Annotated in this window: 13 protein-coding genes; 6 read left to right on the forward strand and 7 right to left on the reverse strand. The window is 43.4% G+C overall.

From position 1 onward, the window contains the following. Positions 1-87 precede the first annotated feature (87 nt). Entirely contained in the window at positions 88-1,383 is a 1,296-nt protein-coding gene (gene eno, locus K7A41_RS23000; protein ID WP_028068552.1) for a phosphopyruvate hydratase, read from the forward strand. A 121-nt stretch (positions 1,384-1,504) separates the two neighbouring features. Here eno and K7A41_RS23005 read toward each other — a convergent pair whose 3' ends face one another. From K7A41_RS23005 to K7A41_RS23015, 3 genes are read right to left on the reverse strand one after another with little or no spacing between them, the layout of a single operon-like run. Continuing rightward, a complete protein-coding gene (locus K7A41_RS23005; protein ID WP_265715738.1) occupies positions 1,505-2,389 on the reverse strand; it encodes a DUF72 domain-containing protein in 885 nt (294 codons plus the stop codon). A gap of 1 nt (position 2,390) precedes the next feature. Next, positions 2,391-3,581: an MFS transporter gene (locus K7A41_RS23010; protein ID WP_265715739.1), complete on the reverse strand. Its 1,191-nt coding sequence runs from the start codon at positions 3,579-3,581 to the stop codon at positions 2,391-2,393. 3 nt (positions 3,582-3,584) lie between these two features. Continuing rightward, positions 3,585-4,226 (reverse strand): YceH family protein, encoded by a 642-nt coding sequence (locus K7A41_RS23015; protein ID WP_265715740.1) that lies wholly within the window; start codon positions 4,224-4,226, stop codon positions 3,585-3,587. A 241-nt stretch (positions 4,227-4,467) separates the two neighbouring features. Here K7A41_RS23015 and K7A41_RS23020 point away from each other — a divergent pair, with 241 nt between their 5' ends. The 3 genes from K7A41_RS23020 to K7A41_RS23030 are packed head-to-tail and all read left to right on the forward strand — an operon-like array spanning position 4,468 to position 7,527. Then, positions 4,468-5,373 (forward strand): histone deacetylase, encoded by a 906-nt coding sequence (locus K7A41_RS23020; RefSeq protein ID WP_265715741.1) that lies wholly within the window; start codon positions 4,468-4,470, stop codon positions 5,371-5,373. A gap of 9 nt (positions 5,374-5,382) precedes the next feature. Further along, positions 5,383-6,441 (forward strand): nucleoid-associated protein, encoded by a 1,059-nt coding sequence (locus K7A41_RS23025; protein ID WP_265715742.1) that lies wholly within the window; start codon positions 5,383-5,385, stop codon positions 6,439-6,441. 6 nt (positions 6,442-6,447) lie between these two features. Then, positions 6,448-7,527 carry a DUF3810 domain-containing protein gene (locus K7A41_RS23030; protein ID WP_265715743.1) on the forward strand — a complete coding sequence of 360 codons (1,080 nt, stop codon included), beginning with the start codon at positions 6,448-6,450 and terminating at the stop codon, positions 7,525-7,527. 50 nt (positions 7,528-7,577) lie between these two features. Here the strand turns inward: K7A41_RS23030 and K7A41_RS23035 are convergent, their stop codons facing one another. Together K7A41_RS23035 and lpxB are read right to left on the reverse strand one after the other, a co-directional pair. Further along, on the reverse strand, positions 7,578-8,222 hold the full coding sequence (locus K7A41_RS23035) for a hypothetical protein (RefSeq protein WP_265715744.1): 645 nt from the start codon (positions 8,220-8,222) through the stop codon (positions 7,578-7,580). A 56-nt stretch (positions 8,223-8,278) separates the two neighbouring features. Continuing rightward, positions 8,279-9,394: a lipid-A-disaccharide synthase gene (gene lpxB, locus K7A41_RS23040; protein WP_265715745.1), complete on the reverse strand. Its 1,116-nt coding sequence runs from the start codon at positions 9,392-9,394 to the stop codon at positions 8,279-8,281. Positions 9,395-9,611: 217 nt separating this feature from the next. Between lpxB and K7A41_RS23045 the strand changes: the two genes are divergently transcribed. Then, the gene (locus K7A41_RS23045; RefSeq protein ID WP_265715746.1) at positions 9,612-9,917 is read left to right on the forward strand and encodes an FtsB family cell division protein; all 306 of its coding nucleotides are present in this window, start codon (positions 9,612-9,614) and stop codon (positions 9,915-9,917) included. Between the two features lie 98 nt (positions 9,918-10,015). Here K7A41_RS23045 and K7A41_RS23050 read toward each other — a convergent pair whose 3' ends face one another. Then, on the reverse strand, positions 10,016-10,726 hold the full coding sequence (locus K7A41_RS23050) for a DUF4397 domain-containing protein (RefSeq protein WP_265715747.1): 711 nt from the start codon (positions 10,724-10,726) through the stop codon (positions 10,016-10,018). A gap of 180 nt (positions 10,727-10,906) precedes the next feature. After that, positions 10,907-11,149 carry a hypothetical protein gene (locus tag K7A41_RS23055; RefSeq protein ID WP_265715748.1) on the reverse strand — a complete coding sequence of 81 codons (243 nt, stop codon included), beginning with the start codon at positions 11,147-11,149 and terminating at the stop codon, positions 10,907-10,909. Between the two features lie 156 nt (positions 11,150-11,305). Between K7A41_RS23055 and K7A41_RS23060 the strand changes: the two genes are divergently transcribed. Continuing rightward, a complete protein-coding gene (locus K7A41_RS23060) occupies positions 11,306-11,677 on the forward strand; it encodes a YkvA family protein (protein ID WP_265715749.1) in 372 nt (123 codons plus the stop codon). Positions 11,678-11,708 lie beyond the last annotated feature (31 nt).

The raw sequence follows: 11,708 nt of genomic DNA on the forward strand, positions 1-11,708 counted from the left end.
TTATATTTGGTTGTGAAATATGACTGTAGATAAGAGTGTGTCTTATTTACACTAAGTAAAGCAAATAAATTATAGTCTAATAAAAAGATGAGTTTAATTATCGATGTTCATGCGCGCCAGATTTTGGATTCGCGCGGTAACCCTACAATCGAAGTAGACGTTACTACACAAAATGGTTTTGTTGGTCGTGCAGCTGTTCCTTCAGGTGCTTCAACAGGTGTTCACGAAGCAGTTGAATTGCGCGACGGCGACAAATCAAAATACTTAGGTAAAGGTGTTTTGAAAGCTGTTGAAAATGTAAATACCAAAATAGCGAAAGCTTTGGAAGGCGTGGATGTTTTCGAGCAAAACGCCATCGATAAAATCATGATTGATTTAGACGGCAGTGAAAATAAAGGAAATTTGGGCGCAAATGCTATTCTAGGTGTATCATTGGCTGTTGCTAAGGCAGCTGCACAAGAATCCCGTCAGCCTTTATACCGTTATATCGGCGGAGTTAACGCCAATACCTTGCCTATCCCAATGATGAATATCATTAATGGCGGTTCGCATTCGGATGCGCCGATTGCATTTCAGGAGTTTATGATCATGCCCGTTGGAGCTCCTTCTTTCTCTGAAGCGTTGCGCTGGGGAACTGAAGTGTTTCACAACTTGAAAAAGATCCTGCACGATAGAGGTCTTTCGACTGCTGTGGGTGACGAAGGTGGTTTTGCCCCAACTTTTGAAGGTACTGAAGATGCGATTGAAACGGTATTGAAAGCAATCGAGATTGCAGGTTACAGACCAGGTCAAGATGTTTGTTTAGCATTAGACTGCGCTTCTTCTGAATTTTACAAAGACGGAAAATACGATTACACGAAATTTGAAGGCGATAAAGGCGCTGTACGTTCCAGTGAAGAGCAAGCAAGCTATCTGGCTGAACTAACAGCTAAATATCCTATTATCTCCATCGAAGATGGTATGGCAGAAGATGACTGGGCTGGCTGGAAAACGTTGACCGACAAAATTGGTGACCGTGTACAGTTGGTAGGTGATGATCTTTTCGTTACAAATACCAAACGTCTGCAACAAGGTATTGATACGGACACTGCAAATTCCATCTTGGTTAAAGTAAATCAGATTGGTTCATTGACCGAAACCATCAATGCTGTGACTTTAGCGCAAAACTCAGGTTATACATCAGTTATGTCCCACCGTTCAGGTGAGACCGAAGATTCTACCATTGCTGACCTTGCGGTAGCACTTAATTGTGGCCAGATCAAAACGGGTTCAGCATCTCGTTCGGACCGTATGGCGAAATACAATCAGTTATTGCGTATCGAAGAAGAATTGGGTGGTAATGCCCGTTTCATCGGCAAGGACTTTAAATACGCCAAAAAATAGGCTCCGGTCTATATAAAATATAAAAAAGGCGAATCAACTGATTCGCCTTTTTTATGAGCGATTTCGCTCCTTAAACCCGTGCTCGCGCCTGCAGCGAGGCATGGACGTTAAGCGATATCGGTTAAAACAAGGTGTCCGCCGCCTTATTGGGGTATTTCAGGTCGAGTCCGAGACTGTCGTTAAGCTTCTTGATGAAGTGCACGGCAAGTAGTGGCGATTCAATTTCTATGTTCTGATGAATGAAGAAATACAATTTTTGTAGGCCGTTTTCACGCCATAGTTTAACTACCTCTATCCATTGGTCAAGACGCTCGTAATCGGAAGAGTGATTGGCCCCGACATAGCGGACAAATGCGATGGGAGTCGTCAGACGCATGTGGAGCATATCCCTTCGTCCGGCCGTATCCACCAGGACATTGGTCACACCGGTCTCCTCTAATAAGGTATATAGCTCCTTGGCCACTTCGGGCTTGGAAAACCATTCTTTATTGCGGACTTCCAGCGCCAAGGGTACGTTTTTGGGCCAATCGTGTAGAAATAACTGAAGACGTGCCATATCTTTTGGCCCATAGTTGTCGTGCATCTGTAAAAACACCATGCCAAGCTTCTCCTCAAATCGCACGACCGAATCTGTAAATAGTTTTACTTTGTCTGCCGTATTCAGCAACCTACTAAAATGGCTGATGGACTGGGGGACTTTTGGAAAGAACTTAAAGTCTGCTGGTGTCTTCTTTTTCCAGATTTCGACTTGTTCCAGCGTCGGAGAATTGTAGAACGTAGCATTCAGTTCGATGCTGTTAAATTGGTTTGCATAATAGACCAGTTCGTCCTTTGTACCCCTTGGATAGAAGCCCTTTAAATCCTGTTTGTTCCATTTTGCACAGCCTACATAAACTTCAAAAGCCGTGTCGTTCTTAAAATGCTGAAGCAATTTTAAGGTGTCTGCTGAAGTGGGTGGTAAGGTGAAATCCACTTCTTCGGGATGATCTACTTGGCCAAATTTCATATCAGTTTTTTCTTAATTTATGATCAAATATTACATGTGCAAGTAATGCCAGTAAGGTATAGCTGCTGCCAACGGCAACCACTCCCGGCCATTGAAAGTGCTGCCATGCCTGAGCAGCGAAAAAGGTGCCCGTTGAGCCCCCGATAAAGTAGCTCACCATATAGACCGTATTCAGACGGTTGTTTGCACCTAGATTGAGAGCGTAAAAATCACTTTGATTCAGTATGTGCATGGACTGTAAGCCTAGGTCAATCAGGATAACACCCACAATCAGTCCTGCGTAATAATGGCCAAACAATCCAAACAGTAACCAGCTCAGCAGCATCATTAATATCGCGTAAAAGATGATTTTGGCTTTGCTGATATAACCCGTTATTCGATTGACAAAAGCCGCTGCCAACGCCCCGCAGGCACCGACAAGACCAAATGCACCGGCAGTGGCTGGCCCATCATAGAACGGAGGCCCCTCAATATGGAAGACCAGCGTGGTAAAGAAGGCCGAAAATGCACCGAAGCCCATTGCGCCCCGAAAAGCGGCCAGCTGGAGGACGGGCTGGGTCCGGGCAAACCTCCAAACGGAAAGCATCAGTTGCTTGTAAGTACCGCTGAAGTTTGGCAATACCTCCGGAAGCCTTGCCGCGATTGCTGCGGCCGTGAGTATCATTAGAAGCGTGGCAATCCAGTACATTTCACGCCAACCGAAATACGAACCGATAAATCCGCTGATGACCCTCGACAGCAAAATCCCGAGCAATAAGCCGGACATCACCATACCAATGGCAGATGCCTGTTTCTCTTTACTGGCCAGTTCGGCCGCCATAGGAACAAATACCTGCGGTATAACCGAGGTAAAGCCAATCAGAAAGCTAAAAAGGAGTACGGAGACGATGGATGTGGACAAGGCCATACCGGCAAGAGAAAGAATGATGAACATAAAATCGATCAGGATCATTTTCTTTCTTTTGAACATATCACCCAAAGGGACGATGAGCAGTAAACCACAGGCATATCCGATCTGGGTAAGCATGGCAGAACTGCTCACTGTGGCTTCATCAATAGACAGATCTTTGGCGATGAGGCCCAATAGTGGCTGATTGTAATAGTTATTAGCGACAACCAGACCGGTGGCGATGGTCATTAACCATAAGGTCGATGTCGATAGTCCTGCTCTCGAAGTTTCGTTAATTGTCATGCATTAATGTAATTCATCCCATAATTCCCGAAACTTTTGTTTCAGCTCCGCAACTTCTTGCTCCAGCAGTCCGACACGTTCCAGTAAAGCTGCATCAGCGACGGATGGCGGCACTGGGGCAGTGTTTTCAAATGCTTCAACATTAACCTCACCCAATAAATGGATGTAACGGACTTCCTTGTGTCCTGCTTGTTTCGGAAGAGCTGTCAGATAACGTTCCGAAGCAAGCTTCTCAAGCTGTTCATTGACTTCATTTAATGACTCAAATTCATATAATCTTCCGGAACTTGAGTTGATTTCACCCGCTGTCATCGGCCCGCGAAGAAGTAATAGACAAATGATCGTTAGTTCGGACGGGACAAGCGGAAACTGGATGGCAAAATTATGTTTGTATTTTGTCACTCTGGATCCGCCTCCGACAACCGTGGAAATCAGCCCCCTTTTCTTGAGGATATCCAGGGTGGCGACAATGTCTTCCTCCGTATATTGGACAACAGGTTTTCGCGAGGTCTTCTGATTACATGCTGCCAGCAAGCTATTGATGGTCATTGGATAATACTCAGGAGTTACCTTTGCTTTTTCAATTAACGAGCCAAGTACACGTTGCTCCATTGCAGATAATTGGGGTAAATTCGTCGTTTCCATGTATTCTCTTAACAAAAATGTATGATCGTGTATAAGTTTGTATCAGATTTTGAACCGCATCCATGTGTGGATGAGCTGTTACTCAAAGATGGCCTTTTTCCAATACAACTCCAAAATATCGACGGGATATTATTTAAATTGTGGGGCGATCACTGTCGATGCAAGGCCGGTGAATCTCATCTGCAGACAGAAGCATTGCTATAGTTTTTCTTATCTTCGCATGAAATAAAGACTAGTTAACGTGCTCAAGATTGCTTTTCGTCCAGAATTTGTTCACCCAGTCAGGGAAGGGCACCGTTTTCCGATGCTGAAATATGAACTGATACCACTGCAGCTAAAATATCTGGGGCTGGCCGATGAAGAAAATTTTTTCAGTCCGGCATTGGCCAGTTTCGAAATCTGCTGCCTCGTACATGATCCCAATTATGTCAAGCGGCTTTTTGATCAGACGCTTGACGCGAAGATGGTGCGCCGTATCGGGTTTCCTTTAAGCCATAGCCTGGTGGATAGAGAGCGCTATATCCTGGATGGAACCATACAGGCGGCACAATATGCGATCGAATATGGGATCGCTTTCTCGGTCGCCGGCGGGACGCATCACGCGGGATACAACTTCGGTGAGGGGTTCTGTCTAATGAACGATCAGGCAACAGCAGCGGGCTATCTGTTGCAGCACAAGCTTGCTGACCGAATTCTGATTATCGATCTGGATGTGCATCAAGGAAACGGTACTGCGGATATCTTTGCCGGCCGACAGGAGGTTTTCACGTTTTCCATGCATGGAGAGAAAAATTACCCCTTTATTAAACAAAAGTCACATCTCGATATCGGGCTTCCTGAAACTGTTACCGACAAGGAATATCTCGATATCCTGGAAGAAAATCTTAACGCTTTATTCCTGAATTTCGCACCGGATTTCGTATTTTACCAAGCCGGTGTGGATATCCTCGCCACTGACAAGCTGGGCAGGCTGAACTTAAAACCAGCGACCTGCGGCCGGCGTGACGAAATGGTATTGGGTAGGTGTCAGCAACTGGGTATTCCAGTGCAGATCAGCATGGGGGGAGGGTACTCCCCACAGATCAAAGACATCGTGGACGCCCACTGCCAGACATTTAACATCGCAATAGACTTGTATAATTTATAAAATAGAAATATGTTTTTTCACCAGGACGCAACGTTTGAAGCTTTATCCATTCACCGGGTTGGTAACAAAGCCCAGGATGAATTTTACATTCTGTCGGATGCCCCCATATCGCTTGAGGGAGATGAAATATTGCCCGGTCTGCTTATGCAATACTTCATGAGCCCTTTTGCAAAGGTCAACGAGATATACCGATTATATCACCCCAATGGTGAGCTGGAGCTAAATGAGGTATTTTATTTTGTCCGTCAGTATTTTAATGACCAGCTTCCGTTTCATGACTTCTCCCAACAGATTTCCAAACACCTCTATGAGGTATCCAGCCATCCCAAAATTAAGGCCGGGGAGGTATATGTGGTTGCCTTGAAGAATGTGCAGATAGAAGGTGAAGAGCACGATGCCATCGGAATATTCAAATCCGAAAACAAAGAAACTTACCTGAAGGTATATCCGGAGCAGGGCGCTTTTATGCTTGAATACGAGCAGGAGGCTATCAACATCAATAAGCTGGACAAGGGCTGTATTATCATCAATGTAGAGGAAGAGAAGGGGTACAAGGTCCTTGTGCTTGACCAGACCAACAGACAGCAGGAAGCCGTGTATTGGAAGGATGAATTTCTGCAGCTACGTGTACGCAATGATAATTTTAACCAGACAGGTAATTACTTAAAGGTCTATAAAGACTTCGTTGAGGAGAAGCTGGACGAAACCTTCGAACTTGAAAAAGCCGACAAAATTGATCTGATGAACAGATCAATGAATTATTTCAAGGAAAAGGAAACATTTGTTCAGGAGGAATTTGAGGAAGAAGTATTGGGTAATCCGCAGGCAATCGCCTTGTTTCAGGATTTTAGGGCTGGTTTTGAAGATGAATTTGAATCGCCTTTTCAGGCTAGCTTCGAAATTGCCGACAAAGCGGTCAAAAAGATGGAAGCGTCCTATAAGTCCGTACTGAAGCTGGACAAGAACTTTCATATCTATGTGCATGGAAAGCGCGAATTCCTGGAAAAAGGATTTGATGAAGAGAAGGGCATGAACTTTTATAAATTATATTTCGAAAACGAAGCCTGATGAGCTATGGCAAAGCGAACTAAGATAGCGGGCATTGTTTCGGTATTGTTAATAGGGCTCATTGGGCTGCTGTCACTGATCCAGCGTGATAGCTCGTGGATTGAGCTGTATTATACCCGCAGTTTTTACCGGTATTACGGGTATATACCCAAATATTTCTTCGGTTATACCCCCTTTAGCGTTGGAGATATCTTTTATGCCGCTGTTGCTGTGCTACTGTTTTTTTTCACTATTCGAATGCTTCGGAAATTGTGGCGGAAACAGTGGCCGGATGCCATGCATGCATTTTTTTCTGTTGTCAATGTACTGCTGGGGCTATATGTTTTCTTTTACCTATCCTGGGGACTTAACTATTACAGGAAACCGATCAGCATAAATGCTTCTCTGAAGGTAGACAGTTTAAAGCTGGCAGATTATCTCGTCGTGCTCGATGAATATCTGGATAGCACAAACATGCTTAGACAGCAGGTCAGTCCTGCGAAATGGGAAAATCAGAAGACCAGAATACAAAAGGACCTGACCAAATGGGTCAAAAATGATACAACCTTTGCATCTTTTTTATCGGTCAGCCAAGTGCATGCCAAACCGCCTTTGAATAGTACCCTGGTTTCGTATTTTGGTGTCTCTGGATATTTTAATCCGTTTACGCATGAAGCACAGGTCAATTATGCCATGCCGGTACTATCTTTCCCCTTTACTTTTGTGCATGAACTTGCGCACCAGCAGGGGGTCGGGTTCGAAGATGAAGCAAACTTTATCGCGTTTGTACGGCTGCAGCATCATCCGCAGGCTTTTTACCGTTATTCCGCTTACCTGCAAACAACTTTATATATGCTCCGGGAATTGGGAGCGATGTACCCCGTACTTGCGAAAGAGTATCAGCGGCGATTAAGTGAGCCAGTCCGGGGAGACATCGAAGCGGAACGCCTTTTTTGGATTCATTATACAGGGTGGTTCAACAACCTTATGGGAATCTTTTACAACCAATACCTAACCCATAATAATCAAAAAGAGGGCTTGGCGAGATACGATCGCATGACCAGGCTGGTACTCGCATATGCGCTCAAGGAAAGAGGATGCCGTTGACCGTATAAAAAGAACGCTGCACCAACTTTCCAGTCCTGTGCAGCGTTTTATTAATTATCTGTGTGTGTCGAAATCAGCTCAAAAGAACCCTCATTACCCGCACTGCCAGAGTAGATCTGACCCTGTGGCAATCCTCTCAGTCCTGTCGGAGCTGTTTTGATGCGATCGTAAATATTTCTTAAATCGGTGTTCGCATTGACGGCTCTTCCTCCAGCGACAACATCAGCGTAAATATAATTTATAGCTTTTTTATCTGTCGTTTGCGGCTTCAGGCTGCCTTCCATTAATGTTATCTTGACTTTTCCGCCATTCCCGTTTGGGAAAGTCTTGGTACCATTGAAAGCATCATCCCCTTTAGCAATAATATATAAAGAGCCCAGTTTCTGGAAATTAGCTTTTATGTCAAAATTACTGCCGTTGTTTTTACCGTCAGAGCCATATAGTGTGGCTTTGTCACCAATCTCTGCATAATCGACGATGAGCTTTACATCTTTCTTTCCGTAAAATGACAACGTCGCCTTATCCTTCATAATCAGTGTGTCGATATGGATGATTGCAGTGGAATCCCTGCTGTCAATATTTTTTTTGGCTTTTTTTCCGATTTCGAGCTTGGAAAAATGCTGTGTTTCCTGTGCTTTACATACAAAAGTAAAGGAGACAAGAAAAAGAAAACCTAAAACAAAGTTCAGTTTCATAACTATGTTCTTATTTGTAAACATTTAATACTTTGACAATTGAGGTGCCAAAGGGTTTAATTATTGACTAAATATTTTACAATTAATTTCGCAGCTCGTTCTGAAGCTCCCGGTGAACCTAGTTTCTCAGCGAGGATATCGTAGTTTTCCATGACACTTGCGCGGTGCGCTTTATTGTTGATCAGTTCTCCTAGCTCATGTGCAATGTCAAAAGCCGTGCAGTCCTCCTGTATAAGTTCTCGGACGGACAAAAAGTTATTGATCAGATTGACCAGAGAGATGAATTTGACTTTAATAACGAGTTTAGCTATACGTACTGAAAGTGCATTTGCTTTATATACCACTACTTGGGGCACTTTCAATATCCCGGTTTCTAGCGTGGCCGTACCACTGGTTACTACTGCGGCCTCAGCGTTGTTGAGAATATCATACGTTTGGTTGAAAACCACAGGAATATCGATTCCTCTTAAAAATTGCTTATAATAAGCTTCCTCAAAATTTGGTGCACCAGCGATCACAAACTGGTGGACGGGAAAGAAGTAAGGCAGCTCGGCCATAATGGGTAGCAGCCTGGAAATCTCCATTTCACGGCTGCCGGGCAATAGGGCAATGATTGGCTTGTCTCCAAAGCCATTCAGTTGCCTAAAAGCAGGATTGAAGCGATAGCTGGCTACTGCATCAAGGAGCGGATTACCAATATAATCCACGTGCATACGCCACTTATTATAGAAATCCACTTCGAATGGTAATATGCAGAACATGTGATCGACCACCCTCTTGATTTTTTTTACACGGCTTTGGTTCCACGCCCAAACTTTCGGAGAAATATAATAACAGGTCTTGATACCATGTTTTTTCGCAAAGTCCGCAATCTTCAGATTGAAGCCCGGAAAGTCGATCAATATAACCGTGTCAGGCTTTTCCTCCAGCAGATCGTTTTTGACCCTTTTGAGGTTTTTCGCGATTTTGCCAAGATTTTTCAATACTTCAACAAAACCCATAAAAGCCATTTCGGCGGTGTGTATCAATGCTTTTTCGCCGCTTGCTTCCTGCATCAGGTCGCCGCCAACAATGCGAAATGTGGCGTGCGGATCTTCAGCCTTCAACGCTTTGATTAAGTTGGCACCATGAAGGTCACCTGAAGTTTCGCCAGCAATAAGATAGTATTTCATATGTAAGTGGGTTTTTTGTTCAACATCTTCAGGCCATATAACAGTTTATCTGTGTCCCAGCGCACGTACGTTCAGCGGAATGATGTTTTGAACAGTTAAAGATAATATTATCTAATGATATGATGAAATTGATGTCGTTATTCCATATCTTTATTAAAGATGTTTAACTTTGGAAGAAAATATCGTGAGTATAAAAGCTAAATAGTATTTTTGTCCTATGCAACGATTATGGTCTTTAATAAGAAATAAGTATTTGATAGCCACGTTGGCCTTTTTGGTCTGGATGTTGTTCTTTGACCGGAATGATTTTGCCACGCAATACAGCTATCAAAAGCAAAAAGCGAATCTAGAAAGTGAGCGATCCTTTTATTTAAAGGAAAACGCAGCTATTATTAAAACCATTAATGATATCCGGTCAAATCCTCAGGAAGTGCAACGTATTGCCCGTGAGAAATACAAAATGAAAAAAGACAATGAGGATATTTACGTGGTTTCGAAAGTGCCAGCTAAGGAAACGCCATGATACTCCTTGTAATCGATTAGCAAAAAATGTACGACGTATAAATAGAAAGACCATCCTCATATCGGGATGGTCTTTTAGTATATAGAAAATGGAATTTATTAATTTGCTGCTTGTGCTACAAGACCTATGTATAATGGTGTTTTCTGATCGTTAGCCTTACCGATTAAGATCAAAGAATAATAGTAATTTTCGGCCAATTTGACATCTTTTCGGCTTGCAATGGTTTTACCTGCTTTGTCTTTGGCAACTATTGTATAGGTACCGCTTTTTTGTGCAATAAAACCTTGGTGGGCGGTCGCGGAGCTCTGTGTTTCTTTACCTCTATTGGACCATTCGGTCGGTGAAGCCTGATCACCTATTTGTAGTGTAACTTGATCAGTGCCTTCCGCAAGGTTGAAAAAGCGGACCCCGGATTCGGTATCTTTAATATCCTTATTGATGCGGTCAGTAGTAATTACCTGAACTGGTTTTGATTTGCTACCATATACAAAAGATGTGTAAATTGTACTGTCCTTGATGGTAATTGTGGTGTCCAATAAGACGCTGTTATATTCCGAAGAGATGGCAATTTTTCGTGCCCCAGTAAATAAGCCAACTTGGCTATAGCTTTTGAAGTCCAACGGGTAGTATGGATTTTGTAAAGACCCGCCATCCGCGTAATATATAACCGCGTTAGCATCTGCATAGCCATTGACCATGGTAAATATGGCTCTTGGAATACGCTGATCATCGTTATCTTTCAGACAGCTGGATAGTAGAAACGTCGCGACTGCGATTGCAATAAAATTAAATAATCTATAGTTTTTCATAATCGTGTAATATTAAACTTTTGTTAATCGATGAACACATTGCGTTTGTGTTGTCTATTATACGGAGGTAAGTAACACTTTGCTACAACAAAATGCAAAAATAATAAAATTGTGCCAACCAGATTCGGCTTCGTATATATTGGAGCGTGTCGCTATCCACTCGTAGCCTATCGAACTGCGTTACAGACTGTTCGTAGCCAAAAGCTTAAACTCTGTCTGGCCTGGCTTCGGTGTTGCTTCGGGAAGCCTTCGGGCGGCCTTCGAGATTGCTTTGGGACTGATGCGGTATAGGTTTGGCATAACTCCGGCTATCCATTGACTTGGATTCGTCATTGTACCGAAGCGCCGCCAGCGAACGGTACAGGAAGTGCCGGAGGAGGGCCGATGATACTGCAAAGATGGTACGGCGCTGTTCCGAATCATTCCCCAACCGTTCTCGGATACAGTACGGGCTTTAAGGGAGTTGTGGGGACTTGGAGGGAGTTGAGGGGAGTTTAATGGGACCATGTTGATGGAAACGGTATTGTCGTGATTAGGGCACGGGCTTTGCTATTTGAAAAAATATGATAATTTTGAGTTATGAACAGCAGAATGAAAAAGATGGCCAAAGGACTGTTTGAGCAGTTTAGAAATCGGAAGATAACCGAAACAGAATTGCTACAGGCCGAATCAAAGGCAAAAAATCTGGGAAGTTATGTGGGAGATTTTAAATTGCTGATTGTCATGTGCAAAGATGTGCTCAGCGGTAAATATAAAATGAATAGCTGGAATTTGTCCATTATTATTGGGACGATTCTATATGTGATCTCCCCTGTGGACGCTATTCCAGATTTTATTGCGGTGGGCGGCTGGCTCGATGATGTTGCGATTGTGGCTTATGCCATGCGAAAGCTTTCCGAGGAAATAGAACGGTATAAGGTGGAAAAATTGGTTGCAAAGTCAGAAAAGTAAACCTTTAGCTTTTCATCAATAGCAACTACTA

The sequence above is a fragment of the Sphingobacterium sp. InxBP1 genome (genome assembly GCF_026191775.1).
GTDB classification, from domain to species: Bacteria; Bacteroidota; Bacteroidia; order Sphingobacteriales; family Sphingobacteriaceae; genus Sphingobacterium; species Sphingobacterium thalpophilum.